The organism is Loktanella sp. R86503 (genome assembly GCF_042466455.1).
Lineage (GTDB): Bacteria > Pseudomonadota > Alphaproteobacteria > Rhodobacterales > Rhodobacteraceae > Loktanella.
The window spans coordinates 1790527-1816914 of sequence record NZ_JAXHCI010000002.1; the positions used below are offsets into that span (position 1 = coordinate 1790527).

Annotated in this window: 19 protein-coding genes and 1 tRNA gene; 6 read left to right on the top strand and 14 right to left on the bottom strand. The window is 60.7% G+C overall.

Going from position 1 to position 26388, the window contains the following annotated elements; translation table 11 throughout:
• Nucleotides 1–68: 68 nt before the first annotated feature.
• Together SJY10_RS09865 and SJY10_RS09870 are read right to left on the bottom strand one after the other, a co-directional pair.
• Nucleotides 69–2690 carry a trypsin-like peptidase domain-containing protein gene (locus SJY10_RS09865; protein WP_386682049.1) on the bottom strand — a complete coding sequence of 874 codons (2622 nt, stop codon included), beginning with the start codon at nucleotides 2688–2690 and terminating at the stop codon, nucleotides 69–71.
• Nucleotides 2691–2723: 33 nt separating this feature from the next.
• Entirely contained in the window at nucleotides 2724–4505 is a 1782-nt protein-coding gene (locus SJY10_RS09870) for a heme peroxidase family protein (protein WP_386682051.1), read from the bottom strand.
• Nucleotides 4506–4728: 223 nt separating this feature from the next.
• Here SJY10_RS09870 and SJY10_RS09875 point away from each other — a divergent pair, with 223 nt between their 5' ends.
• Genes SJY10_RS09875 through SJY10_RS09885 form a run of 3 tightly spaced genes read left to right on the top strand, consistent with a single transcriptional unit; the run spans nucleotide 4729 to nucleotide 8896 of the window.
• Nucleotides 4729–6387 carry a hypothetical protein gene (locus tag SJY10_RS09875; protein ID WP_386682053.1) on the top strand — a complete coding sequence of 553 codons (1659 nt, stop codon included), beginning with the start codon at nucleotides 4729–4731 and terminating at the stop codon, nucleotides 6385–6387.
• Nucleotide 6388: 1 nt separating this feature from the next.
• Complete coding sequence (locus SJY10_RS09880) at nucleotides 6389–7330, top strand: phosphatase PAP2 family protein (protein ID WP_386682055.1); 942 nt, start codon at nucleotides 6389–6391, stop codon at nucleotides 7328–7330.
• Between the two features lie 3 nt (nucleotides 7331–7333).
• Nucleotides 7334–8896 (top strand): S8 family serine peptidase, encoded by a 1563-nt coding sequence (locus SJY10_RS09885; RefSeq protein WP_386682057.1) that lies wholly within the window; start codon nucleotides 7334–7336, stop codon nucleotides 8894–8896.
• Between the two features lie 113 nt (nucleotides 8897–9009).
• Here the strand turns inward: SJY10_RS09885 and SJY10_RS09890 are convergent, their stop codons facing one another.
• Nucleotides 9010–11556: an EAL domain-containing protein gene (locus tag SJY10_RS09890; protein WP_386682059.1), complete on the bottom strand. Its 2547-nt coding sequence runs from the start codon at nucleotides 11554–11556 to the stop codon at nucleotides 9010–9012.
• Nucleotides 11557–11839: 283 nt separating this feature from the next.
• Here SJY10_RS09890 and SJY10_RS09895 point away from each other — a divergent pair, with 283 nt between their 5' ends.
• Entirely contained in the window at nucleotides 11840–12154 is a 315-nt protein-coding gene (locus tag SJY10_RS09895) for a hypothetical protein (RefSeq protein WP_386682061.1), read from the top strand.
• Here SJY10_RS09895 and SJY10_RS09900 read toward each other — a convergent pair.
• Together SJY10_RS09900 and SJY10_RS09905 are read right to left on the bottom strand one after the other, a co-directional pair.
• Entirely contained in the window at nucleotides 12151–12816 is a 666-nt protein-coding gene (locus SJY10_RS09900) for a L,D-transpeptidase (RefSeq protein ID WP_386682063.1), read from the bottom strand. The two genes, SJY10_RS09895 and SJY10_RS09900, sit on opposite strands and share 4 nt — an antisense overlap.
• 291 nt (nucleotides 12817–13107) lie before the next feature.
• Nucleotides 13108–13197, bottom strand: a tRNA-Ser gene (locus SJY10_RS09905).
• A gap of 127 nt (nucleotides 13198–13324) precedes the next feature.
• Between SJY10_RS09905 and SJY10_RS09910 the strand changes: the two genes are divergently transcribed.
• Entirely contained in the window at nucleotides 13325–14431 is a 1107-nt protein-coding gene (locus tag SJY10_RS09910; protein WP_386682065.1) for an AI-2E family transporter, read from the top strand.
• Here the strand turns inward: SJY10_RS09910 and SJY10_RS09915 are convergent.
• From SJY10_RS09915 to SJY10_RS09945, 7 genes are read right to left on the bottom strand one after another with little or no spacing between them, the layout of a single operon-like run.
• Nucleotides 14428–14787: a hypothetical protein gene (locus SJY10_RS09915; RefSeq protein WP_386682067.1), complete on the bottom strand. Its 360-nt coding sequence runs from the start codon at nucleotides 14785–14787 to the stop codon at nucleotides 14428–14430. The two genes, SJY10_RS09910 and SJY10_RS09915, sit on opposite strands and share 4 nt — an antisense overlap.
• Nucleotides 14784–15506, bottom strand: a complete 723-nt coding sequence (locus SJY10_RS09920) for an alanyl-tRNA editing protein (protein ID WP_386682069.1) — start codon at nucleotides 15504–15506, stop codon at nucleotides 14784–14786. The genes SJY10_RS09915 and SJY10_RS09920 overlap by 4 nt, the downstream gene beginning before the upstream one ends.
• Nucleotides 15506–18055 carry a DUF3772 domain-containing protein gene (locus SJY10_RS09925; RefSeq protein ID WP_386682071.1) on the bottom strand — a complete coding sequence of 850 codons (2550 nt, stop codon included), beginning with the start codon at nucleotides 18053–18055 and terminating at the stop codon, nucleotides 15506–15508. The genes SJY10_RS09920 and SJY10_RS09925 overlap by 1 nt, the downstream gene beginning before the upstream one ends.
• A complete protein-coding gene (locus SJY10_RS09930; protein WP_386682073.1) occupies nucleotides 18052–19086 on the bottom strand; it encodes a cysteine synthase A in 1035 nt (344 codons plus the stop codon). Before SJY10_RS09930 ends, SJY10_RS09925 begins: the two co-directional genes overlap by 4 nt.
• 36 nt (nucleotides 19087–19122) lie before the next feature.
• Nucleotides 19123–20256, bottom strand: coding sequence for an NUDIX domain-containing protein (locus SJY10_RS09935; protein ID WP_386682075.1), 1134 nt, complete (start codon nucleotides 20254–20256; stop codon nucleotides 19123–19125).
• The gene (locus SJY10_RS09940; protein ID WP_386682077.1) at nucleotides 20256–20696 is read right to left on the bottom strand and encodes a TrgA family protein; all 441 of its coding nucleotides are present in this window, start codon (nucleotides 20694–20696) and stop codon (nucleotides 20256–20258) included. Before SJY10_RS09940 ends, SJY10_RS09935 begins: the two co-directional genes overlap by 1 nt.
• A gap of 19 nt (nucleotides 20697–20715) precedes the next feature.
• On the bottom strand, nucleotides 20716–21924 hold the full coding sequence (locus SJY10_RS09945; RefSeq protein WP_386682079.1) for a class I SAM-dependent methyltransferase: 1209 nt from the start codon (nucleotides 21922–21924) through the stop codon (nucleotides 20716–20718).
• A 221-nt stretch (nucleotides 21925–22145) separates the two neighbouring features.
• Between SJY10_RS09945 and SJY10_RS09950 the strand changes: the two genes are divergently transcribed.
• On the top strand, nucleotides 22146–23174 hold the full coding sequence (locus SJY10_RS09950) for a fatty acid desaturase (protein WP_386682081.1): 1029 nt from the start codon (nucleotides 22146–22148) through the stop codon (nucleotides 23172–23174).
• Here the strand turns inward: SJY10_RS09950 and SJY10_RS09955 are convergent.
• Both SJY10_RS09955 and SJY10_RS09960 read right to left on the bottom strand, forming a co-directional pair.
• A complete protein-coding gene (locus tag SJY10_RS09955; protein WP_386682083.1) occupies nucleotides 23171–24592 on the bottom strand; it encodes a cryptochrome/photolyase family protein in 1422 nt (473 codons plus the stop codon). The two genes, SJY10_RS09950 and SJY10_RS09955, sit on opposite strands and share 4 nt — an antisense overlap.
• 69 nt (nucleotides 24593–24661) lie before the next feature.
• Nucleotides 24662–26302 carry a BCCT family transporter gene (locus tag SJY10_RS09960; protein WP_386682085.1) on the bottom strand — a complete coding sequence of 547 codons (1641 nt, stop codon included), beginning with the start codon at nucleotides 26300–26302 and terminating at the stop codon, nucleotides 24662–24664.
• Nucleotides 26303–26388: the final 86 nt, after the last annotated feature.

Below are 26388 nucleotides of genomic sequence, written 5' to 3' on the forward strand. Positions count from 1 at the left end.
GCTGTGCGGCGACGTGCCAGGCCTTTATGCGGAGCGGTTAGCACATCGTTCATCATTGAAATGATACATCAGGGCGGCACAGCACTGGGTCCAAGCGGGGCCAGGCTGATGCCGATGGTCAGGTGAAGCGGTATGATGGCTGTTCCAGCGCCGGCCAGCGGGGCGAGGCCAGCGGCATCAGAGCCGTAAAGGCGAACAGCGGGCGCAGCCTCTTCGCCGCGGGGCGACCCATTTGGGCGCGGTTTGGGCGGTGTGTGGATAAAGGCCCCGTTGGCGGTCGCCTCGTCTGATATGCGCAGGATGTCGCGCACCAGATCCGCACCCGGCGCGCCCTGTGCCTCTAGCGCGGCAGGCAGGGTTTTCAGGTGCCGGATAATGCGCGAGATGCGAATCCCTTCGTTAGCGACCCATTTGATTGTGCGCCCGCCCGGGTCGGCCCGTTCATCCCAGACCGTTTCGTCCATCGTCATAATTTGCCCGTTGCTGTTTACCGCAGGCACGCCTGAATGATGCAAGGCGATCACTTCCCACCGGTCGCTAAAGACCGGCGATCCAGAAGATCCGGGCTGTGTGTCACCGGTGTAATGGGCCACATGGTCGTCATCCTGCGGCAATGCGCTTAGCAGGCTTTCACGAAAAACCACCTGCTTGCGCCCTCCAAGGGGATGCTGGACGATATTGACAGGCTGCCCCTTGCGGATCTTGCCCTCTGCCCCGATCAGCGGCAACTGGCCGCAATCGCTTAGCAAGGCACCATCCAGCGCCGTTGGCGCAACTGCGACAATGGCCATATCCAGCGCCGCATCGGCATAGAAAAGCCGGTCCGGTTCCAGTTCAAAGATGTGACCCGGTGCCTCGCGGCTATCCACCTCCAGCTCGAACATAAATTGAACCGATGCGGCCTGCGCGTCCCGCATGGTCTGCAGAACATGCTGGTTTGTCATCAGAATGCCCGGCGCGATCAGAAATCCGGTGCCAAAGCCGCGGTGGCTATCCTTTGTGACGATGCGCCCGACCGATGCCGCCGCGACCACGGCGCGTTTCACGAACATCACGCTTAGAAAATCCTCCGCCTCTCCGATGATGCGTTCCAAAAAGGAACGCTCTGCCGCCGGCAGCGGGACGGCGTGGGAACTGGCCTGCGCGGCGGTGCGCACCGCCGTTTCAAGACCCGCAACGATATCCGGATCAGGGCGCCGCGGCGAGGCTTTGAGCTGCGTCAGGAGCCGTTCGGTATAGGCCACAAGGCGCGGCGCGCTTTCGGTTTCCAGCGGTCTGGCATCTGCCATTTGCGTCGCGACCCTGTCCCGCTCCTCTTTTGAGCCGTCCCAACGGGTCCGGGCTGCGCGGATCACGCTAAGGGGATAATTGTAGCACGGGCCCGGGGCGGGACCCGTGCCGATCGGGGCGGCGCGGGGCAAGCCGCCATCCTTTGCGGCCCAATCGGTGATGTCGTCGGTTTCATAACCCGGCGATAGAAAAGCGCCTGCAAAATCCGTTTCACGCAGGGGGGGGTGCGGCACATCGTTCACCCGCAGCGCGGCCAGATGTTCGGCAGTTATACGGTGGCTGGTCAGGCTTTCCGCGCCAACAAGAGGCCGGCTTTGCGGCAGCTGCGCGGTCTGGCCTGTGCCGATCAAATCAATCACCGCGGCAATGACGTCGCCGCGGTTGCACAGGCTACCATGCGCCCCGCGCGTATAGTAACGCGCCGTACCATCGGTTTCCGCCAGATCACGCGGCACGGTCCCGTCGCCGTCACGTCTCATGTCAAAGACAAAGCCGTCATCCCCAACACTTGCGCCGACGATGGTATCTTCGGACCAGCCGACAATCTGGGTAAAGCGGTCATCGGGCGGGGCCAAACTGCCCGCCCCTGCCCGCGCCGCGCCAAGCGCGGCCTTCAGCGGTCGCACCGCCCGGCGTGGCCAGCCGGACGGCGCAAAATAATCCGCATCCGCACGCTTTGCGGGGTCGGGCAGCATTTCCAGCAGACCCGGCATATGGCGCAGCACATCCGATGCGATATCGTGGGCCGTGCTGCCCAGATCGACACTGGCGATGGCCCGCAACGATCCGTGCGACAGCGACAGCACCTCTAGCGGGGCGTAAGAGCCGTGGTTCGGCGTGCCGGCGGAAATCACCTGTGACACCACCGCCCCATCCGGATCGCCGCCTGCCATGGCGCGGGCCACCAGACCGCCCATGGAATGGCCGACCAGCGCAACATCGCGGTAGCCCCGGTCCTGCATCTGGCCCAGCAATACAGCCCCTGTCGCGGCGGGCGACAGCCGCCAGTCATAGGGCAAAAAAGCCGCGTCATATCCCGCAAGGGTCAGACGCAACCGCAGCCGCAGATAGGGCGCCAGCACGGTCCCCGTCGCGGCGATGACCGTATCCGCAGCGGCTGGCCACAACTTGCGCAGTCCGCCGCCGATCATGTCGAAGGGGTCGATCCACACCAGATCCGGCAGGCCGTGATTAATGACACTCAGCCGCGATCCCATGATGCCGGGCAAGATGAAAACCTTGCGCTTTGTGCGTTCCAGCGCAGGTGACGCGTGTTGGCCAATGGCCTGCGCAAGGCGGGTCAGCTCTTCGTATAGGGCATCTCCGAATGCGCGGCGCAACTCGGGCTCTTTTTCCCCGCTGCGCAGAAAGGTTTCGATTTCCGTGTCCGAATACTGCATTGCCAAAGTCCTTTGCTTGTCCTCCTGCCCGCATCACGCCAGAACGTTTGCGAATTTCATCCATTTCTCGATGCTGTCGACCGGGGTGCCGTCGGGCATGCGCAACGGACTTTGCGCAGGCGAAAAGTCGCGCGACAGGGCCGAGTCCGGGTCATCGAGCAGAACGCCGATAAAGGTACTGGCGACGATCCAGCTGCCCAACGGACCCAGGCGATCGCCCGGCGTGCCTTCGGCTTCGGCCAGACAATAGAACCACAGCGGCGTTGCCGCATTTAGGCGTGCGCCGTCATTGCGCAGGAAAGCGACCAACGGATCGTTGCTGCGGATCATCGCGGACACGTCGGTGATCGGATCGGTCGCAACGGCACCCGCGGATTTCAGGTGCGCATGCAAGGCCTGCCCTGTCGGCAGCCGCAGGCTAAGGCCCCGCCGCAGATTGCGCCGGGCCAGATGGCGGAACACCTTTTGCAATTCCGACCCTGCCGGATGGGCGCCGCCCTCGTTGACCATATCGCCTAAAGGCGGGGCCAGACTTGTATCTACAGCGCGGGTGACGCGCTGGTTGCCCCCATCCGCAAAAGAGCTGTCGGCGGTTACAAAGCGGGACCAGTCGATGATCCAGTTTTGCGGAATGGCGTTGTTGGTCAGGCCAAACCCCGCACCAAGCCCGCCGCCACCGGTAAAGGCAAAGATCTGATCGAAGGGCGCCTCTGCAAGCGGACGGCCAAAGGTATTGTTGTAGTCATAGGCCCGCCGCACCATGGAATGACCAAAGCGGTAGGCGGCAACGGAAAATTCGATTGGGATTGCATTGCCTAGGGTGCGCGTGCCGTTGCGTGCGGCATAGGCGGCGCGAAATTCGAAAAAGTGACGCGCGCGGTTGGCCAGGATGCCATCCACGACCCCCGGATCGCACATGGTTTTCAGGAAACCTTCGACGGCCAACCATTGGTAATGCAAGGTGGTCAGTGTCTTGGCGGCAGCGAAATCGGCAATCCAGCCGGTGTCGTTTTCGGTCAGGTAATCAACGACCTTGTTGTGAAAGCGCAGTACGCTTAGGTGAAATTGCGCCACGATAATGTTTTCGTCATTGCGCATGTCGCCAATCAACGCGCGCTTTGGCAGGCCTGCTTCAAAGCTGGCAAAGCTGGCATCGTCCATCTGCGCCCGGGCGATGGCCAGCATCGCATCACGGACCCGCTGTTCGACCTGATGAAAGCGCGGCAGATCGCGGTGTCGGTCCAGCCCGTCTGGCAGATTGCCCTGCGGGACGGCCGATCCGACGCGCATCTTGGCCGGGTGGACAGGGTGCCGCATACCGCTACTGACGATTGCTGCATGCCTCTGCAGATCATCAGAGGCAAACACCCCGACGGGCACACCGCCATAAACGCTGTCCAGATCGAATCGCGGTGTGCGTGCGTTTTTAAGCAGGCGTTCGATCTCTGCGCCGGTGCGGACCGGGGCGGGATTTTCAATGCTGGACAGTTCGGATTCGCGGTCGGTCCGCGCCGTCAGTTCGTGATCCAGAAACTGCCCCCAATAGGTCATCACCGGCGGCATTTTACCGTCGGGTGTATCAACGCCGCGTTCAGGCACCATCAGATCGCCAAGCCGGTCCAGACTATCGATTGTGCCGGGGGCAAGGTCGTTGTCCGGATAATCCCCCGGCGGCAGCAGAAAGCCGAAATCCGCCGCCTCGTCGACGCCGATATCCCCATCGGCAGGCAGCAAGGCTTCGATGCGCACATCGCTGCGGGCACGAGGGTGGGTCTTGCGGTCCGGACCACCATGAGACTGAAGAATAATGGCCATGTGAAATCTCCTTTTAAAAGGGATGGCGCGGTGTCTGACATGCACCTGCCCTTCAAAGGCTAGATCCGGCGGCCGCCGTTTTGTGAGTGAATAAGGCGTGAAATAAGCGTGAATCCGCAAAGCTGGCTGTTCACGGCAGGAAAACTGACGTAAGGTCAGCCCGTATCCAGCTTGCAGAGTTTGAGGTTCCCGACAGCGAAAGACTTGTTCGGAAAGGCAAAACTTGCCCGATGCAACGTTTCACTTGACGCTTTTTGGTGCAATCGCATTGCATGCACCATCAGGGAAAGACATTACACCGCGCCTGCGCAAATCGCGGGCGCTACTGGCGTATCTGGCGATGAATGGTGGCCGCCGGATCGAACGCTGCGCGCTGGAACAATTGCTTTGGCCGGACCGGGCGCCGCGGCAAGCGCGTGACAGCCTCAAGCAGGCGCTGAGCGATATTCGCCGTGCCTTTGGCGCTACCGCGCCCGGCCCGCTGCGGACAAAGGGCGGGGCCGTGCATCTGGCGCTGGCCCACCTGGCCGTCGATGCCCTGCGGGACCCGCCCGCCGGTGCGCCGCAATTCCTTGAAGGTTTTGATGCTGGTGCGCAGGCCTTTGCAGCCTGGATAGAACAGCAGCGCCGGGCGCTAGGCGACGCCTGCCCCGGCAAGGGCACTCTGCGGCAGATCGATACGGCATGGCGCAACACACCGCGGCAGTTCACAATTGAAGTTGCAGCGCCTTCGACAGACAGCAGCGCGGCAGGCGGACGGGATCATGCCGCCATCAGCGGCCTGATCGTCATGGTGCAGGACGGCCTGCGGCGCGGGCTGGACCAGACCGGCTTTTTTGCGCCCCTCACGCCAAACACAGCCGCCTGCCGGACTGCCCCTCCTGACCTGCGCCTGACGGCTCACGCCTTTGCGGCAGGTCCCGATATCATGTTATCCTTGGCCGCAACGCGCCTTGATCAGGGCACCCCGGTCTGGAGCTGGCTTGAAACCATGTCCCTGCCGATCCGCGACGCCTCTGGCATCTATATGTTGATCGCGCAGGCGATAGAGCAGCTGTGCGATGCGGTCTGGCAGGCCAACCGCAAGTCACCCTTTGCACCGTGCAAAGCGCCTGCGCTGGCTGCCCTGAACGCAATCCGGCTGATTTCCAGATTGACGCCCGAAAACATCGCTGCAGCAGAGGTCGCCCTGAATGACGCGATGGACGGCACCGCGGTGCCATCACTTTATGCCTGGCGCGCCTATTTGACCGCCTATCAGCTGGAAAAACGCTGCGGGGCGCAGCTGGATGATCTGCGCGATACCGCGCTGCATTATTCCGCCCACGCGATAGAGTTGGACAGCCACAACCCACTGACCCGCGCGCTGGTGGCACATGTCTATGGCTTCGTGCTTAAAGACCGGGACCGCGCCCAAGAACTGTTAAGCCCGGTGCGCGGATTGGTCGGGCAGAATGCCATGCTGGCCGATACGGTCAGCCTCGCGCATTTCTACGCCGGTCGCTATGACGAGGCCGGCGCCCATGCGCAGCTCGCCGGTAAGCTGGGGCGATGGAACCCCATGCAATACGCCTTTACAACCGTACAATCCGCCAGCCAGTTAATGCTGGGGCAATACGATGCCGCCATCCGCAGTGGCAAGCGCGCACTGGCCCAGCACCCGCCCGGCATCGGATTCCAGTACGAGCCAACCTTGCGCACGCTGGCCGCCGCCTATTCCCTGTCTGGCCGCAAGGTCGAAGGCCGCGCCGCGCTGGATGTGCTGGAACGTCAGACCGGCACCGACACTCACGAGATGATGAAGGATCTGCCGGACACCCTGTTTCCGAACCCCGACGTCTTTCGAAAGGTGCGAGACGGCATCCAAGGATTAAGGCTTTGACATGATTTATAATATTCCCGAATTTCGCCTGACCGCAAAGGGTGATCTGTTCATGGGCGATGCGGCGGAACAACCTGCGTCCCCGCCATTGGCTGGCATTTCGCAAGACGCCAGTGCGACGACCCCTGCCCTGCGGTCGCAAGCGGCGGCGATCCGGATCAGCAACGGGGCCGCGCTATCTCGCTCGCGCAGCCGCTCTCGGTCGCGGTCGCGGTCCAGATCGCGCAGCCGCACGACCACCTTTGTGCAGGCACCGGGCATGGATACAGACGGCGGCACAGCGCTTGGCAACGCGATCTGGGAAGAGCTGCGCGAGCTGACCTTGTCGCGCTTGCCTTTTGACCGTCCCGGCGCGCTGCCATGGGAAAGCCTGCCGCTGCCTTTGCCGCCCGGCCCCGCGCATACGCAAAAAGAAGTGCTGGACCTGCTACAAAAAGAAGCGGCGCTGAACGGCGATCCGCTGCGGCAGGCGGAAATTGTCGATCAGGTCTCCTCTGCCCGCTACGCAGAGATTTTGCACCCCCTTGGCATAACCGATCCGTCCAATGCCCCCGCCACGGCGGCACTGATCGAAACCGTGCTGAATATGACAGAACGGGTTGGCTATGTGTACAAACGCAAGTTCGCACGCCCGCGGCCCAATCAGGTGGCCACGTTCCTGCGCCCGTTTCTGGGCAACCCCGCCCACGAAAGCTATCCGTCCAATCATAGCTTCCAAATGTTTTCCGTCGCAGAGGTGATGACGCGCCTGATGCCCGAACTTCCCGCCACGGTCGAATTGTTCCATGTGGCGCAGCGGGTGGCCGAAAACCGGGAAATGGCCGGCATCCACTATGCCTCTGACAGCATGGCTGGCCGAGAGCTGGCGCGCATGTTTGCGCCCTATCTGATCTATGCCTGCCGCCGCCTGATGCGCGACGCGCTGGCCGAATGGGGCACCTAACGCATGGCTGAACGCGACATCTTTTATTTATGGCATCTGGAACATCTTGGCCTGATAACCCGGACGACAGGCGGCTGGGCTTCGCCGCTTTGGGATGCAGCGCAGGATGCGGATCCCGTCACGGTTGCCATCATCGACAGCGGCCTTGATCCCCTGCACCCAAACCTGCGCGATGCTTTAAGCGGGCCCCAGATCGATTTCGGCCCCACCGGAACCGGCGCAGTTTACCGCGATGCGGGCAAAGGCGTCGCCGATCTGCGGCAGGCCCTTGCCACATCGCAGGGCGATCTGAAGGCGCTGGTTACCGATGCCTTGGCGGACCTTGCCGCGCATGTTGCAGGCCACGGCATCAACCTTGGTCAGCTGGAACAGCTGCACGATGCGGTTCAGGGGGCGGACAATCCCACCGCTGCAGCGCAGGCGTTTGCGGACGCGATTGGCGTGCAACCGGCGGCTCGCCCAGCGGTGGTGCCCGACTTTGGCGATATCGCCGGCAAAATCGCAGCGCTCGACCTTGGCGCTGATCACAACGCCGCGCTGACGGCCATCGCCGGACAGATGGCAGGCGGTTTTGCACAGATCGACCTGCCCGATCCGGCGAGCTATTTCGGCGCGCATGGCACCGCCTGCGCCGGACTGGTTGGCGGGCGGCCGCCACGGGGCCACTCCCATACCTTTTTTAGCGCGCTGCCCTATTTTGGCGTCAATCCGTTTTGCACGATTGCATCCTACGCCACCCCCTATAGCCACGAAATCAGACCCGTCATTGCAGCCCTTCTGGCCGCCTATCTGGGCGGGGCGCAGGTCATTTTGATGCCGCGCGGCCTGCCCGATGTGGCAACCCGTGCCAGCTTGCCCCCCAGCCCGCGGCGCCTGACCCGCATTGAACACCACGACAGCAGCCGCCCCGAAACGCTGGTCCACGACGATCAAGCCAGCCTGCCGGCCCTGATGCAGGACCAGACTCTGATAGAGGCGCTGCTGCTGGCCATCGCCAAGCGCCGCTATCTGATTCTGGCGGCCGGAAACGAAGGCCAGCGCCACACGCTGGCCTATCCCGCCACCGTCGCGGGCCTTGTGGACCAGGCGGTTGTTGTTGCAGCCGTCACGCGCGCCGGGCAACGCGCGTCCTATTCCAGCGGCACGCCGGAACCGGCTGCCCTGCTGCATATGCCAAGCGATGATGCAGAGGTACTGAACCGCGACGATCAAAGGATCGACATCGGCAGCTTTGACGGAAGCGATTACAATATCGGCGGGCGGGATACGAAAGGGTTGATGTCAGGCTACACCCCTTGGGCCCCGTTGAGTCTGGACGTACGCGGTGCCTATGGCTTTGCCGCATCGGCACAGCGCGACGTGCCCGATTATGACGACGGCGTGGATATTGCATCACTGTATACCCTGTTCGGTGGTACGTCGGCAGCGGCGGCGCAGGCGGCAGGGCTCATCTCTCTACTTGTGCAGACCGGAAGATTGCCCGCGACACCTGCGGGCGGTGCCATGGCAATTGTCACCGCCATGCAAGAGGCTGGCCTGCACCATGATTATCCACCGGATGATTGAATTAGCGACGCACCGCCTAATGCCGCAGTCGGTTTCGATACCACGGATACTGAACTTACCAATTTGCATTCCCCGTTGAAACATCAACAAAACACTTGGCCAATCCGGGCTATCTACAGTGATACTGCTGCCAGTTTTGTCGCCCTGTCCGACAAAGAGCTTTCCAGCAATGCGTTGATTTCCGCTGCTGGCACAGGTTTGCTGAAATAGTAGCCCTGCATCTGATTGCAGCCTTGCTGGGTCAGATAGTCGCGTTGGTCCGCGGTTTCGACGCCTTCGGCTGTAGTGACCATACCCAGCGATCGCCCCAGATCCAGCACGGTCCGGACAATCGACGTAGCACCAGAGCTTTTGCCCAGCTCTTGCACAAAACTCTGGTCTAGCTTGATCTTGTCAAAGGCGAACATCTGCAGATAGCTAAGGCTTGAATAGCCGGTGCCGAAGTCGTCCATGGCGATCCGAACGCCAAGGTCTTGCAAGCCGCGCAATGTCATCAGCGAATAGGCCGTCTGTTCCAACAGAACGCCTTCGGTAATTTCCAGCTCCAACCGGTCGGGGGCAAGGCCGGTGTCGTCCAGAACCTGCTTGACCGATCCGATCAGATCCTGCTGCTTGAACTGGGTTGGCGACAGATTGACGGCGACAAACAGATCAGGCCATTCGGCAGCCTGCAAACAGGATGTTCGCAGGATCCATTCACCCAGCGGAATGATAAGCCCGGACTCTTCGGCCAGCGGGATAAAGTCACCGGGCGGCACCATCCCGAACCCGGGCCGGTTCCACCGCACCAGCGCCTCTACCCCCTGTATTTGTTGGCCTTGTGTACCAATCAAGGGTTGATAATACATTTCCAGCTCGTTTTTCTGGATAGCCAGGCGCAAGTCCCGTTCCATCGCTTTGCGTTCCTGCAGTTCGGCATCCATCCCCGCCTCGAAAAAGCGGAAATTGTTACGCCCATCCTTTTTCGCGCGGTACATGGCCACATCGGCATTCTTCAGCAGCTGTTCGGGGTCCAGACTGTCGATCGGGGCCAGTGAAACGCCAAGGCTGGCCCCGATATAAAGGCTTTGGCCCTCTACTTCGAATGGTTCCGATATGACCTGCAGGATCCGCCGGCAAAGCACCTCTGCCCCGCCTGGCTGGATGGCATCGGACTGAACAATCACGAATTCATCCCCGCCAAGCCGCGCCAGCGTATCAGTGACGCGCAGGGTGCTTTCCAGTCGCTTTGTTACGTATTTCAGCAGCGCATCGCCTGCGGCATGGCCGAGCGTGTCGTTCACTTCCTTGAAGTGATCAAGATCAAGGCAAATAACACTGACAGCGCCACCATGACGCTGAATCTTTGCAAGGTTTTGGTCCAGCCTTTCAGCCATGAAAATGCGGTTCGGCAGTCCGGTCAGCGCGTCATGCAGCGCCAGATGCTCTGCGATATTTTGCGCCTCGACTTCGGACGTGATGTCGCGGGCTGTTCCGCGATAGCCCATAAAGGCACCCGTTTTGTCGAACAGCGGTTTGCCGGACAAACGGCATATGCGGGCCTGATCGCCAACATCGCTGTAATGACAGCGCATGTCGCGCAAGGCTTTGACGCCGTCCAAATTCAAACCTTCGAAACCATCGCTGGTCCCCCTTTGATCTGGGGTCAGAAAATCAGAAATCGGTTGCCCAAGGACCGCCGCAGCAGGCAGACCCGTAACATCGTAGAAACGGTCCGACATAAAGGTAATACAATAGTCGCGACCAATTTCCCAAATCCAGTCTGACGATGCTTCTGCGACATCGCGAAAACGCTGCTCGCTTGCCAGCGCTTTTTCCGTGGCGGCCTCGTGCCGGCGGATCATATCCTGAAGATGAGAGGACATATCGCTGAACGCGTTCGACAAGGTCCCTATTTCATCTTGCTGCGTCACCCGCGGTAATGGCGCAAGTTCACCATTGGCAATGCGCACGGCTGCTGCGGTCAGCCGTTCAATCGGCTTGATAATGCGCACGGCCGACAAAACGATCAGCGCGGTAATCCCGAGGACAGCAAGTATGGCGCTTACGATCAGATTGCTGATTGCATCATCGATACCCTGCCGCAAATTGCCCTGTCGCTGACGCAGCGCCTGCCGTTCCTGCGTAATCTGTTCGACCATCAGCGACAGGATATCGGCCTCCGTCTCCTCCATCATTTCCTTAAGTTCCAGTATTTCGATGCTGGGCATACCGGCGTCCAACCCCGTTTCAATCCGCCGGCTGATATCCGCGAGTTGCGATCCCAGGCTGCCAATTGAATCGCGAATATCGCCATTCCCCGCTTCATACAGATCAATCTGATTACTGTAGGTTTCGAAGTTCTGTTCAAAATCGGCAACTCCCGTCGCCGTTTCGTGGATTTCATGTGCGTCAGGCACCAGTGCCTCATTGCCGTCACTGGCCAGTGCAAGGTTCCGCTGCAAGGCCATGATCATGGCATTTTCACTGGTGGACGATACAATGCGCAGCGTGGCAAAGCGCAATTCCTCGAGCGAGAGGATAATCGGCAGCGTTTCACCGACAGCGCGGCTGTATTCGGATTCAAGTTGCTTCATCGTGCGATAGGACTGGCCCAATGTGGCGGCCCAAATTGCCAGAATACTGGTCAGTCCGAACAGGATTTTAAAGTTCAACCGCATGCAGCCTGGCCTTTTTTCGCGTCATTCAAACCCAAGGCAGGCAACAGGCATCGGGCCGCGGTCAATCGCGGCGCAATCGGCGACGTTGCAACCCTTGCGCCTTCACGCTTGACCCAAACTTGTTAATAAAAGGTGCCAAACCGCTGCAGAGCCGCGTAAATACGGTCCGGGGTCCGATCTGGCGGTAGCCGCCGACGATCCGCCGCCCTATACACAGCGCATGCAAAGGCCCTGCGTTGCAGCCCGCCACATATTCAACGGACCAAACACGAAAGAGGATACGATGAAATTCACTGCCGCGGCGCTAGCCGGATTACTGCTACTGAGCGCCTGTGCAGCTCCCGTGCCGCCCGCGCCCGCAGCGCCGGCACTTCCCAGCCCAGAGCAGCAGATTCAGGATCAATTGGTGGCGATGGCAGCACCGAACCAGAATCTGGCCACGGCACGCGTGCGCGATGACGATAACTGTTTCTGGTTCAGCTATGTCGGTCCGGTCGAAACCACCGAATTGCCCCTGCTGACCCGTCAGGGGCGCCATATCTGCGCGCCAAAGCCCGCCGAGGCCGAAGCCCCGGCAGAACCGGAAACCGCAGCTTAACTTTGGGCGGTGACAGTGTTTTCGGTCGGATACAGCACGGCCGTCGACCCTGTCGCCACCTGATCGTAAAGTCCGATGATGTGCGCCATGACCATGCGCACACAGCCAGAGCTGGCGCGGCTGCCGATGGACCGGGGTGACGGGGTGCCGTGGATGCGCAGATACGTATCCCGGTTCCCCGTATACAGATAAAGCGCCCGCGACCCCAGCGGATTGTTGGGGCCGCCGTCCATACCGTCCTTGTGCTGCTCGTAAGCGTCCGGGTCGCGTTCGATCATCGCAGGAGTCGGTGTCCAGGTTGGCCACTTCGATTTACGCTTGATGGAGTAAGAGCCCGGCTCGTACAGATTGCCCTTCGCGATCGCCACGCCGTAGCGCATCGCCATACCGTCCGGCTGGATGTGATAAAGGTAGCGCGCGACCGCATCCACGTGGATATCGCCTGCCTTCAGGCCGTCATTCGCCTGCACCAATTGCGGCAGAAACCGGTTATGAAATCCCCAGATATTCGTCGTTGCCGGGTTGTAATTAGCAGGCGTAACCTGCGCATCCCAGGCGGACCATTGTGACTGCTGCGATGTCGGGGCAGCAAAAGCAGGACCGGCGATCGGAAGTGAAAACAGCGCTCCGGTCGTCTGTATGAAATGGCGTCTGGTCAGCATGAAGAATTCCTTGGCAGATGAAAGGCAGCGCTTTTTCGTCGCGCGAACCATAGGCAAATTCACGCCAATATCCAATGCACCATTTCGCGACAGAATTGAGACATGCAAGATTGGCACAGTTTGCCCACGAGCGCGATTTCCAACATCCCCGGTGTGTACCAAAGGACGTCAATTGCGCATTGCCTATCGGTGCAGGCCGCAAGGTTTTAAAAAGCCGATGATGCAACAGGGCTCTTAGCCAATCACAAACTCCACTCAACGGACTGTCATTGTCGATTATTAGGAAATGGGTGGCGGACAGACAGGGATTCGAACCCTGGAGACGGTTCCCCGCCTACACACTTTCCAGGCGTGCGCCTTCGACCACTCGGCCACCTGTCCACTGGGGGCGTCTTTAGCCAAGGGTGCGCGGGGGTGCAAGAGGCAGAAACGGAAAATTCGCACCGATGCATTGAAACCTGTGCAAGGGCTGCGCATAAACATAGGACATGTATAGAGTTAAGTCCCCATGAAGCACGTCCCGCCCCCTGATGATACCAACGCCCAGCGGTTCGAGCTGGCCCGCGTGCAGACTGCCGCGCTGGTGATCATTGCCTTTGCGGTCGTGCTGTTCCTGCTGGTGCAGGCGCAGTTCATCCTGATCAGCCTGGCGGTGGCGATCATCCTGTTTTCACTGACGGCGGATGTGATCAGCTTTATCGGCCGCCAGCGCATCGGGCGTTTGCGGGTGCCGAACTGGCTGGCGTCGATTGTGGCACTTTTGTTGATTGGCGCGGCGCTGTTGACCATGACGTCGATCGTCGTGGCGCAGGTTAACACCGTGCTGCAGATCACCCTCGCCTATGCCGAACGCGCGCCAGAGGCGATTGCCGCCCTTTTCGCCTGGGCCGGTGACGACACAGAGGCGGCGGTGCTGAACTCCATGCGCTCGATCGAGCTGTCGGGCTATCTGCGCGGCGCGGCTGGCGGCGCGACAAGCCTGACGCAGGCTTCTGTGCTGGTCATCCTGTTCGTGGGTTTCCTGTTTGCGGAACGGGTCTGGTTCCAGACAAAGCTGGTCGCCTTTACCGGCAATCCCGCCCAGGCCCGGCGGATCGAGCGCATCATTTCATCCATTATTCACAGGGTTAACTATTACCTTCTGGTCAAGACCGGCATCAGCCTTGTGACCGGCGCGATGACCTATGTGCTGGCACGCGCTTTCGGGATGGAAATCGCGATGCCGCTGGGGGTGATGACATTCGTGCTGAACTTCATTCCCAATGTCGGATCTATCATTGCGACCGGGCTGGTGGCGCTGGCGGCCTATGTGCAGTTCGGGGACCCGACCCTGACCGTGGTGATCTTTGTCATTGCGGGGGGCATCCAGTTCATGAACGGGTCAGTGATCGATCCGATGCTGATGGGGCGCGCCTTGCGCCTGTCGTCCTTTGGCATTCTGGTCAGTCTGGCATTCTGGGGTGCGGTCTGGGGCATTCCCGGCATGTTCCTGTCGGTGCCGATCATGGTGATGATGCTGGTCGTGTGCAGCCATGTGCCTGCCCTGCGCCCCATCGCGATCCTACTGTCGCGCGAAGGCCTGCCCGATAGCGAAGAGCAGCTGGACAAGCCTTAAGGCGCCAGCACGAAGGCCGCGGCAATCGCAAGTTCCAGCCCTGCGGCGACCAATATCGCAAAACTGGCGGAACCTGCGGCATAGGACCAGATCCCCGTCGCAGCGATGCCCGCAAAAGTCGCAGCGGCCGCCAGCGCGGTACCTTCCTGCAGCGGCCCGGGTCCTGCATCCCGCATCAGCCAAAAGAACACGGCAAGCCCCAGAAACAGCGGCGATGCGCGGCGACCGATAAAGATGGCGCTGGCATCAGCCGTTACGCCATAAAGGCGCATATAAGCCCCCGGCGCGATCAGAAACAACGCGAAGAGCGCGGCACAAAGCACGGCCGCTCCGCCGCAGAGGAATGCAAATATCACGCATCCTCCAGATGCAGATAGACGCGCCGATTCTGCCGGCCTTTCTTTTCGATCTTGCCGATCCGCACGCGGCCAATTTCGCCGGTCCAGCCAACATGGGTGCCGCCGCAGGGTTGCAGATCAACCGTTTCATCACCCTCTCCGATCCGGATCAGGCGGATGGGGCCCTGACCGCGGGGCGGCTTGACGGTCATCGTCTTGACCAGCGCGGGCTGTCGGTCCAACACCGCCTCGGGCATCCATTCGGCGGTGACGGGCAGATCGCGGGCAATCAGATCGTTCAGCGCGGCGGTGATGGCATCCTTGTCTTCGGGCGCATGTTCCATATCGAAATCAAGCCTTCCCTTGTCGGCGGCGATCTGTCCGCCGGTGACAGGGCGCGGGATGACGATAGACAACAGATGCAGCGCCGTATGCACGCGCATCATCCGGTGCCGCCGGTCCCAGATCAGGGATTGCTTCACAAAGGTGCCGATATCGGGCAGGCGCGCGGGCTCTGCCGGGACAAGGACGATGTCCCTGCCCTGCCCTTTGACCGTGGTGCCGATGTCAATGCCGCCGCCGTCCCAGACCAGCCGTCCCGCATCCCCCGGTTGCCCGCCGGAGGTCGCATAGAAAATCGACGCATCCAGCACGATACCGCCTTCCAGCGTATGCCGGGTTACGCGGGATGTCGCTTCGCGCAGGTAGGAATCGCTTAGAAACAACGCATCAGTCATCAGGTATCCCCATCCGGATCTGCGTCCCCGTCTGCGTCGCTGTCCGTGTCATGCAAATCGCTGGCGTCCATCATACTGCGGGCCTCGCGCCGGGTGCTGGGCCCGTCCGTGGGCACCTCGGCAGGGGTGTTCGGTGGCTTTGGCGTTGCCGGATGCAGCTTTTCGGGATTGCGCAGCCAGATATCAGTCTGGGCAAAGGGCACCTCGATGCCTTCTGCCACGAAACGCGCGTTGATCTGGCGCAGGATCTCGTCGGTGGTGACCACTTTCCAGTTCACATCCCGCAGGATCATCCGCAGTTCAAAGTCCAGACTGCTGGTCCCGAAGGCGGCAAACAGCGCCTGCGGCGCGGGATCGGCGATGACCATCGGATGCTCTTCTGCGATTTCCAGCAGGATCGCGCGGACCTTTTCCACGTCAGAGCCATAAGCCACGCCAATCGGCAGGATTAGGCGGCCGACAAGGTTGCCGCGCGTCCAGTTTGTCACCTGCCCGCTGACCAGATCGGCGTTGGGGATAATAACATCGGTGCGGTCGAAGGTTTCGATCCGGGTCGAGCGGACCGAGATATTGCGCACGAAACCGACGTTGCCGTTCACCTCGATCATGTCGCCTTCGCCGATGGGGCGTTCGATCAGCAGGATGATACCGGACACGAAGTTCTGCACGATGGTCTGCAAGCCGAAACCGATACCGACCGACAGGGCACCGGCGACGATCGCAAGGCTGGACAGATCAATGCCCGCCGTCGTGATGGCGATCAGCGCTGCCAGAAAGATGCCGATATAGCCGACACCCGCCGCCACCGCGTTTTGGCCGCCCAAGTCCATTTTCGTGCGCGGCAACACAGAAGTTTTCAGCTGTCGCTTGACGAATTGCGTTAGCAAATAGCCGCCGCCAAATATCAGCACAAAGGTCATGAAATCGCCGGGAGAAATCGTCGTCTCTCCGATCTCGAAACCGGCGCGGAACTGGGCCACGACCTCTGCCAGATCGGTCACGCTGGCACCCCAGACCAGCGCCAGCACCGGTACCGCCAGCATGAACAGGGCAAAGCCGATGACGACGGGCATAAGCGGCCCCGCGTCTTCGGTTTCACTGGACGGGGCGTAGATGTCATAGACCAGCTTTTGCAGCACGATGATCACGCCAAAGATCGCCAGCGTCATGACCGACGGCGCAAACAACGACGCCGATGCCGCGGCAAAGCCTGCCGCCGCCAGCACGGGCGACACGATGGCCACGATGATGCAGATCAGACCGACAGAAACACGAATTCGCCCGTTGGATGCAGACTTGCCAAGCCGGTCCATCGGCGCATGGCGCAGCAAATAGCCCAGCCGGAACAGGACCGCCGCCAGCAAAATCTGCAACGGCAGCGTCATCACCCCGGTCGAAGCGTCAGAGGCACCGGCATTCGACATTAGCGCCGCGACAATGACAATTGCCGCAAGCCCGATGCCAAGCGCGACACCGCTACTGCGGATCTTGCCCCGCACGTCAGCGGGATAGCCCAGCGGACCACCGTGATCGCCCTGCGGAAACAACTGGCCGTTCAGCCAGCGCGCCACGATCACGATAAACCCGGCACCAAAAATGGCCTGCGACAAGGTATCGCCAGACCGCGCCAGCACGCCAAGCTGGCGCAACCCAAGGATCAGCGCCGCAAGCCCCAGCGTCGGCAATACGATCTGCCACAGCGACAAAAGAAATGACCAGACCGCCCGCCCCCGCGCGTGGCTGCGTTCGACCCGCCCTTGCAACACCGACACCCAGGCCCGCGACCGGGCCAGCAGCACGATGGCCACGGCCAGATACATCAAGGTCAGCGGCACACCCGGCAGGAATGCCTCAGTCGAAAAGCGCGTTGCAATCCGCGCCTTGGCCGAGGCAATGACCGTGTTCAACGCCGCCTGCGCGCTTTGCAGCGCATCGGGCCAGTTAGCGGGGTTGAGCGGCGAAGCACCCCGCGCGGTCAGACGGGCAGTTTCACGCGCGCCAAGCTGGCTGTCGACTTCGGAAATCAGGCCGTTCGCCCGCGCATAGGCTTCGCGGGCCAGCACGGCAGGGGCGCTGATGTCATCCAGCTGCCGGTTCAGAACAAGGCGACGTTCCGCAATGGCTGGCTGTTCCTCGCCGCTTTCGGGGGGCGTGCCCAGAGCGTTGATCTGCGACTGTAACGTTGCAATGCGCCCTGCATTCAGCGACCCCAGCGCCTGAAAGCGCTCTCGCCAGCCGAAGAGGGTTTCGCGCGTGCGCGTCAGCGCCAGCGTCGACGCCGTGCCCGTATTAAGCAGGGCCTCTGCGGCAGCAACGCGGGAATTCCAATCCTCCAGATCGGGGACCGCATCGGCCAGCGCCTGCTGGGCGGCGTCCAGCGCCTGCGGATCAGCCACCTCCTCTGCAGCGGCTTCTGCGCTGCCTTGGTCGGCGGCGGTGTCCGCATCCGCCGGCGGTGTAACCAAACCGTCAAGGGCCACCTGCGCGGTGGCACCCTGCCCGGCCATCAAAACCGCCAGCGCGATCGCTAAACCCGGGCGCAGGGTCATGCGTCCTGAAATACGCCGGGAATGGACTGCGGCCCGGTGGTCAGCCACGACGGCACCGGCAGCCCTTTGGACCGCAGGAACTCGGGGTTCCACAACTTGGACTGATAGCGCGTGCCATAGTCGCACAGAATGGTCACGATGGTATGACCCGGCCCCAGATCCCGCGCCATGCGGATCGCACCGGCCACGTTGATCCCGGATGATCCGCCAAGGCACAGCCCTTCGTGCTGCAAAAGGTCAAAGACGATCGGCAGGGCTTCTGCGTCGGGAATGTTGTAGTTCATATCGGGCGTGAAGCCTTCAAGGTTGGCCGTGATCCGGCCCTGACCGATGCCTTCGGTGATGCTGTCGCCCGACGATTTCATTTCGCCATGCTCGTAAAAGTTGTACAGCGCGGCACCGTCCGGGTCGGCCAGACCGATTTTTACGCCCTTGGGCTGCAGCGCCATGCCAACCCCCGCAAGCGTGCCGCCAGAGCCGACCGCGCAGATGAACCCGTCCACCTTGCCGCCGGTTTGGTCCCAAATCTCTGGTCCGGTGGTTTCGATATGGGCCTGCCGGTTCGCGGTATTGTCGAACTGGTTCGCCCAGATCACGCCGCCGGGGGTTGTTTTCGCCAGCTCTTCGGCCAGACGGCCGGAATAGCGGACGTAGTTGTTGGGGTTTTTGTAAGGCGCGGCAGGCACTTGCACCAGTTCCGCACCCGCAAGGCGCAGCATGTCCTTCTTTTCCTCGGACTGGGTTTCGGGAATGACGATTACCGTCTTGAAACCCATCGACGCGCCGACCAGCGCAAGGCCGATGCCCGTATTGCCGGCGGTGCCTTCGACGATTGTGCCACCGGGCTTCAGTAAGCCTTTGGCGACAGCGTCCTTGATGATGTAAAGCGCGGCGCGGTCCTTGACGGACTGACCGGGGTTCATGAATTCAGCCTTGCCCAGAATGGTGCAGCCCGTCAGCTCTGACGCGGCGCGCAGCTTGATCAGGGGCGTGTTACCGACGGTATCGGCCAGATCGGATTTGATATGCATGGCAAAGCCCTTTCGAATGCGCGTGTTACATACTGTCTAGGCGTCGGCGGTGGCGAACTCAAGATGCAGGGCATCGCGGTTCAGCGCCAACCAGTAAATCAGCGTGACACAGGGACCGGCGGCGATTTCGCCGCTTTGGACATGCGCCAGTGCATCATCCAGCGACAGGACATGCAGACGCAGATCCTCTTGTTCCGATTCCAGACCGCCCGCATAGCGATTTACATCAGGAAGGTCGCATAAGCCGATGTAACAATAGAAATAATCCGTGGCGTTTCCTGGCGACGGATAGCACGACGTGACATGCCGAAGGGTTACATCCAGACCCGCCTCTTCCTGCGTTTCGCGCAGGGCGGCCTGTTCGGGCGTCTCGAAGGCGTCGATCATGCCGGCCACAGGTTCCAGCATCCAGGAATTCGGCTCGCCGCGTTCCAGCGGGCCCATCCGCAACTGTTCCACCAGAACGATCCGTTCGCGCCGGGCATCATAGGGCAAGACAATGGCGGCATCGATGCCAACCAGCACCTCGCGCGGAAGCGGCCCCTGATAGCCGCCGTCAAAGCGGCGATGGGACACCTCGAAGCCTTGCATCTTGAAAAACCGTCCGACGGGCGGCACCCGGCCGGATACGGCAACATCGCCGGCCTGCGCCCCGTGGCGCACCGCTGCAGGGCGATCCGTTCCGGCCGCCTGCGCCTGAGCCCAAGCACGTTTCAGGTACATTGGCCATTGCCAGCGCAAATCGGCCGCCGCAGGCAACGGGTCTTGCGCAAACACCGCGCGCGCAGCCTGCGCAGTTACCGCGCCGTAGTTGCCCTGCCAGTGGTCCAGTGACCACGCGCCCGGCGCGGCCTGCACATGGGCGGGGGGCAGCCACATCTGCGCAGCTTCTGTCCCTCCGCCGGGCAGTGTTACCGACACCGTGATCAGGGTGTAGCCGTAGGCATCCTCGAACAGGGTCAGGCGGGCGATCTGTTCCGCGGTCAGGTTCCGCAGCAACAGCCCCTGCGCCTGACCATTGGCATCCGGCGCAATCATCGGGGCCACATCACCGACAGCCGGCCGGACACTGTAACCGGTCAACGTTGCGGGCGCGACATCGCCGGCGGTTCCGGCCACGGCCATGCGCAAAGCTTCGTCACGCAAGGTGCCGTAAACAAAGATATTCATTAGCGGTAACGGGATCCGATAAGGTCGGTTACAAGTCCGGCAATCAGACCGCCGCCGATCCAGACGAACAGGATCAGCGGGGAATAGAACGACTTTGCATAATCCAGCATGATCGAAAACACACCGATGACCGCGTCCATCGGCCCGTCAAAACGGCCGCGCATGGCCACCTGAATCATGTCATAGCCGGACACCAGCAGCAGCACCCAGAACGCCAGCGCCGCAGCACCGGTCAGCCCCGTGCCGATCGCGGCCCCGGTGCCCTGTCCGCTGCGCGAACCGACGACCATCCAGCCGACAAGAACACCGACAGCAATAACCAAGGGAATCCAATATTTTGGCGCGCGCGCTTCATCGAAATACGGCACCAGCAAAAAGGCAAGCGCTGCCCCAAGAGCTGCGTAAAACACGGCCCCAGTCAGGCGTCCGGCGGTTGGCATATCGTCCCTTTCCGGCCCCTTAAGCGGGGCGCGCGATCGTAATTTGTGTTACGTCGCAGTTTTCACTGGCAAAGGTCGCAGCACAAGAGGTCAGATAAAAGTTCCACATGCGCCGAAAGCGTTCGTCAAAGCCCAAGGCGGCGACCTTGTCCCATTTCGCGTTAAAGGTTTCATGCCAGCGGCGCAGCGTCTGGTCATAGCTGTGGCCAAATTCGATCGACTTTTCGACCGTCAGCCCATGCTTGCCAATCACCTCGCGCAGCTTGCTTGGGCTGGGCAGCATGCCCCCCGGAAAGATATATTTCTGAATAAAATCAGGACCGCGTTTGTAAACATCCCAGCGGCGGTCCGCGACGGTGATGATCTGCAAGGTGGCCTTGCGCCCCGGTTTCAGGCGGGCCCGGACGGTTTTGAAATAGGCAGGCCAATACTGCTCTCCGACCGCCTCGAACATCTCGATGCTGGCGATGCCGTCATAGGTGCCGGTTTCGTCGCGGTAGTCCTGCAGCTTAAAGGTGACTTTGTCGGAAAGACCTGCTTTTTCAATACGATCCACGGCATAGTTAAACTGTTCCTTGCTGATCGTCAGACAGGTGACGCGCAGGCCCCGCTGCGCCGCCGCATATTCCGCAAACCCGCCCCAGCCACAGCCGATTTCCAGCACATGATCGCCCGGCTTGACCCCCATCTGATCCACCATAGAGGCATATTTGGCCGTCTGCGCCGCCTCCAGACTTTCCTGACCGGTCTGGAACAGGGCCGACGAATAGGTCATCGTATCGTCCAGCCACAACCCGTAGAAATCGTTGCCAAGGTCATAGTGATATTCGATATTCTTGCGCGCCTGCTTTTTCGAATTGCTCTGCAACCAAAAGCGGATACGCTCGAAAGTTCGCACAAGATACTGGCCGGGAAAGCCGTCATAAAGCTCTTCTGCGTCGTCGTGGATCAGATCCATAAAGGCCATCAGATCCGGTGTCGACCACCAGCCGTCCAGGTAGGCATCGCAAAAGCCAAGATCGCCTTCGCGCACGGTGCGGGCAAAAAGATCGGGGTTGTGCACGGTGATTTCGGCAACATGTCCTGCAGCGGCACCTTCGGCGCGGAATTTGCGGCCATCCGGCAGAATGACGTCGATCCGGCCACGTTTAAGCGCCCCCATCATTTTGAAAACCGCAGAAAAATAACGTGGCAGCCCAGTTTGGCCGTCAGTGGTCGTCAAAATCATTTATCGCCCTGTCTGTCGTTTTCACCGGCTTTGCGAGCCGGCGTTTATTGAGTTTTAAGGTGTCACACCGGAAAGTCACGCGCCGGACCCAAAATAGTTGCGTCCCGCCCGCGACAGGGTGCCGCGCTTGGCAATGTCTTGGCCTGATATCACCGAATTTACTTGTTTATAACTACATCTCGTTTATCGGATGCCGCACAGGACAAAGGATTGACCACAGAATGCCATCGACGACCCACCTGCCGCCCGACACTCCAGCTGCCGCGCGTGATTGGGTCCGCATTCTTGCGGCCTATCGTGAACCGGATACCAGTCGTAGCTTGTTCGAACTTGGAATCACTGTTGCGGGATTCGTGGCCCTGTGGATTGCTGCCTGGTACGCGGTGCAGGTCAGCTGGCTGCTGGCACTGGCGATCGGCGTTGTGAACGGCGGTTTTCTGGTGCGCCTGTTTGCCATCCAGCATGATTGCGGGCACGGGTCGTTTTTCAACAACCGGCATCTGAGCGATTGGTCAGGCCGTATTCTGGGCGTCGTCACGCTGACCCCCTATGACGTCTGGCGCCGCACCCATGCGCTGCACCATTCCCATGCAGGCAATCTGGACCGGCGCGGGATCGGCGATGTGACCACGCTGACACTGGATGAATACAACGCACTGCCGCCGCTGCGCCGGCTGATGTATCGCCTGTATCGCCATCCGCTGGTCATGTTCGGTCTTGGCCCGACCTATCTTTTCTTTATCCAGAACCGTTTACCGCTGGGTTTGATGACCGCCGGCAAGGTTTATTGGATTTCCGCCATGGTGACCAATGTGGCCCTGGCTGCGGCGGTGACCGTCATCGCCTATTTCGGCGGCTGGCAGGCTGTTGTCTTCGTCTTTGTTCCCCCGATCTTTGTCGCGGCTTCTGCGGGCGTCTGGCTGTTCTATGTCCAGCACCAGTTCGAAACAACGATGTGGGAACATGACCCCGACTGGCAACTGCACGAGGCGGCGCTTCATGGCAGCTCTCACTACGATTTGCCGCTGGTGCTGCGCTGGATGACTGCGAATATCGGCATCCACCATGTGCACCACCTGTATAGCCGCATTCCGTTCTATCGCCTGCCCGATGTGCTGCGCGACCACAAGGAACTGGTCGAGGTCAGCCGCATGACAATGCGCGAAAGCCTGAAATGCGCCTCGCTCGATCTGTGGGACGTCAAACAGAACCGCCTGATTTCGTTTCGCCAGGCCCGGCTTGCCGCCTAAAAATCCCGGTCCTCATAAGCGGCCAGCGCCGCCTTGCGGCCCTCTTCGGCGGTGACAACCGGATCGGGATAGGCATCGCCTGGCGCCATATTCCACCGCAGCGGGATGGCATCATAGAATGAAAGCGCCGTCTTTGACGGCGTCTCGTATTCCTCTGCCAGCCACGCCTTGACGTAGTTGCGGTCCTTGTCGAACTTATCAAGCTGTGTCACCGGATTGAATACGCGGAAATAAGGTGTCGCATCCGGGCCCGACCCGGCGGACCACTGCCAGCCCAAGGCATTGGATGCAGGGTCCCAGTCGATCAACTGGTCCGCGAACCAATCCAAGCCAATTTTCCAATGGCACATCAGGTGCTTGGTCAGATAGCTGGCCACAATCATGCGACCACGGTTGTGCATCGTGCCGGTGACCTGCAATTCGCGCATTGCCGCATCGACAAAGCGAATACCGGTGCGTCCCTGTTTCCAAGCCTTTACCTCTGCCAGACGTTCGTCGGTATTCCAGGGAAAGGCATCCCAGTCCTCGCGCCAGTTGGCGGTCGTGATGCGCGGCGTATGGTGAACCAAATGATAGGCAAACTCGCGCCAGACCAGTTCCTTCAGGAACACCTCCGCGTCGCCTTTGCCATCGTGCAGCGCGCGCCATCCGGCGTGCCAGCAGGCAAGCGGGCTGATTTCGCCATAGGTCAGGTTTTCCGACAGGCCTGACGTACCCTTGACGCCCGGTATGTCCCGCGCAGCTTTGTAATCGCTTATGCGGTTTGCTATGAAAGCGCCCAGCCTGTGGCTGGCGGCGCTTTCCCCCACGGTGCAATGGGGCAGCACAACGTCGCGGCCCCGCTGCATATCCGCACCCATTGCCCAATCATCCAGCACGTCGCTGTCCGGCCACGACTTAGGCGAGGCAATCTTACCCGGTGTCGGCAGCGTATCCGGCAGCTCACGGCTGCGGACGGATTTCCACATCGGCGTATAAACTTTGTAAAAACCGCCCGTCTGCGTCTCGACGCTCCATGGCTCGAACAGCAAATGACCGCGAAAGCTGACGGCTTCGATCCCGTCGTCCTTCAGCCCGGCCTTGACGTCCATATCGCGCTGTTTGCTATCAGGATCATAAAGGCGCGACCAGTAAACGGCACCTGCCCCGGTTTCGCGGATAACATCACGCAGAACACGCAGCGCATTGCCCCGCCGCAATATCAAATTGCTGCCCTTGTCCTGAAGCGCCCCTTGCAGCGATGCGACCGACAGCCCAAGCCGGAACCGCGGTGCGGCCCCCTGACCTTCGGCGACGTCGTCGTAAATGAAAACGGGGATGACAGGGCGACCGCTGTCGCAGGCCTGTGTCAAAGCGGGGTGGTCGCCAAGGCGCAGATCGCGCCGGAACCACAAGATGATAGGTGATTTATCGCTCATGCCCCGAACTTAGCGGGGACCGGCGCGGGATCAACAGGCGGGTTGCAAAACAACCCGCCTGCCTGAAATTTATGTATTGGCGCGTTCCGATTGCAGACCGCGATAGATCGCAACGCACATGATCAGCAGCACAATCGTGAACGGCAGACCGGTCGAAATCACCATCGACTGCAGGGATCCAAGGCCACCTGTTGACAACAGCAGCACGATGGCCACCGCCCCTTCAAAGATGCACCAGAACACCCGCTGCGGCACCGGCGCGTCAACCTTGCCGCCGGCGGTGATCGTGTCGATGACCAGCGATCCTGAATCCGATGAGGTGACAAAGAAGACGATGACCAGCACGACGCCAATCAGTGATGTAATCGTGGTCAGGGGCAGGTCCTGCAGCACTTTGAACAACTGCAGCGGCAGTTCAGCCTCTTGCGCTGCGGTATATCCTTCTTGCACGACCTGCGTGATGGCCACGCCGCCGAAAACGGACATCCACAACACGCAGACCAAAGACGGGATCAGCAGCACGCAGGTGATGAATTCCCGCACGGTGCGGCCACGGCTGACGCGGGCGATAAACATACCGACAAAGGGTGACCAGCTGATCCACCACGCCCAATAAAAGGACGTCCAGCCTTGCAGAAAGTTCGTATCCTCGCGCCCGATGGGGTTCGCAAGTTGCGGCAGGTATTCGGCATAGGCCAGCAGGCTGGAACCGAAAATGCCAAGGATCGACAGCGTCGGGCCGACCAGCAATACGAAAATAAGCAGCAAAAACGCCAGACCCATGTTGATTTCCGACAGGATCTTGACCCCGCCATCAAGGCCGCGCACGACCGAAATCAGTGCGATGGCCGTGATACCGGAAATTAGCAGAACCTCTGTCGTGTTCCCGATGGGCAGACCGAAAACCTCGTTCAGGCCAGCGTTGGCCTGCGTGGCACCAAAGCCCAGCGACGTGGCCAGACCAAAGAGCGTGGCAAACACCGCAAGGATATCGATGACATGCCCCGGCCAGCCCCAGATGCGTTCGCCCAGTAGCGGATAGAACGCCGATCGCATGGTCAGCGGCAGACCCTTGTTATAACTGAACAAGGCAAGCGCCAATCCAACCACGGCATAGATCGCCCAAGGGTGCAGGCCCCAGTGATAGATCGTCGCCGCCATGCCAAGGCGCATGGCCTCTGCGGTGTCACCCCCCGCAGCCCCCAGTGGTGCCCAGTCGGTGCGCACACCGTCCTCGACCGCTGTGCCGCCCAATGAGCTGCTAAAATGGGACAGGGGTTCGGACACGCCATAAAACATCAGGCCGATGCCCATGCCTGCGGCGAACAGCATGGAAAACCAACCCAAATAGGTGTAATCCGCCGTCGCGTCCTTGCCGCCCAGCCGGACCTTGCCAAGGGGCGAGACGATCAGAAACAGGCAGAACAGCACGAACAGGTTGGCCGCCGTCAGAAAGAACCAGTCAAACCCTTTGGTGACGGTGCCGAACAGCCAGCTGAAAACTGCGCCGGATTGTTCCGGCAATGCCAGAGTGTAGAATACAAAGGCCACCACAGCCGTTGCCGAAATGCCGAACACCGGGTTGTGGATGTCGAAGCCGACGCTTAGCACCGATCCTTCGATATTGTCCTGACCGATTTCATAATCTGTGTCGATCAGATCAGCCTTACCGTCCGGGGGCGGAATCCCCTCGTTTGCCGCATCGCTCATGCGTCCGTCCTTATTGCTATGATTTGATTAAGAAAAACCTAGCATGAATGGCGCAGCTTTCACACCGCTGTGAACAGATCTTTTCC

Coding starts and splice junctions, on each gene's coding strand:
- SJY10_RS09925 (WP_386682071.1), bottom strand. CDS start 18,055: ATGACCCTGCGCCCGGGTTTAGCGATCGCGCTGGCGGTTTTGATGGCC.
- SJY10_RS09935 (WP_386682075.1), bottom strand. CDS start 20,256: ATGAATATCTTTGTTTACGGCACCTTGCGTGACGAAGCTTTGCGCATG.
- SJY10_RS09940 (WP_386682077.1), bottom strand. CDS start 20,696: ATGCCAACCGCCGGACGCCTGACTGGGGCCGTGTTTTACGCAGCTCTT.
- SJY10_RS09880 (WP_386682055.1), top strand. CDS start 6,389: ATGATTTATAATATTCCCGAATTTCGCCTGACCGCAAAGGGTGATCTG.
- SJY10_RS09955 (WP_386682083.1), bottom strand. CDS start 24,592: ATGAGCGATAAATCACCTATCATCTTGTGGTTCCGGCGCGATCTGCGC.
- SJY10_RS09885 (WP_386682057.1), top strand. CDS start 7,334: ATGGCTGAACGCGACATCTTTTATTTATGGCATCTGGAACATCTTGGC.
- SJY10_RS09895 (WP_386682061.1), top strand. CDS start 11,840: ATGAAATTCACTGCCGCGGCGCTAGCCGGATTACTGCTACTGAGCGCC.
- SJY10_RS09910 (WP_386682065.1), top strand. CDS start 13,325: ATGAAGCACGTCCCGCCCCCTGATGATACCAACGCCCAGCGGTTCGAG.
- SJY10_RS09920 (WP_386682069.1), bottom strand. CDS start 15,506: ATGACTGATGCGTTGTTTCTAAGCGATTCCTACCTGCGCGAAGCGACA.
- SJY10_RS09900 (WP_386682063.1), bottom strand. CDS start 12,816: ATGCTGACCAGACGCCATTTCATACAGACGACCGGAGCGCTGTTTTCA.
- SJY10_RS09950 (WP_386682081.1), top strand. CDS start 22,146: ATGCCATCGACGACCCACCTGCCGCCCGACACTCCAGCTGCCGCGCGT.
- SJY10_RS09890 (WP_386682059.1), bottom strand. CDS start 11,556: ATGCGGTTGAACTTTAAAATCCTGTTCGGACTGACCAGTATTCTGGCA.
- SJY10_RS09930 (WP_386682073.1), bottom strand. CDS start 19,086: ATGCATATCAAATCCGATCTGGCCGATACCGTCGGTAACACGCCCCTG.
- SJY10_RS09945 (WP_386682079.1), bottom strand. CDS start 21,924: ATGATTTTGACGACCACTGACGGCCAAACTGGGCTGCCACGTTATTTT.
- SJY10_RS09865 (WP_386682049.1), bottom strand. CDS start 2,690: ATGCAGTATTCGGACACGGAAATCGAAACCTTTCTGCGCAGCGGGGAA.
- SJY10_RS09870 (WP_386682051.1), bottom strand. CDS start 4,505: ATGGCCATTATTCTTCAGTCTCATGGTGGTCCGGACCGCAAGACCCAC.
- SJY10_RS09960 (WP_386682085.1), bottom strand. CDS start 26,302: ATGAGCGATGCGGCAAACGAGGGGATTCCGCCCCCGGACGGTAAGGCT.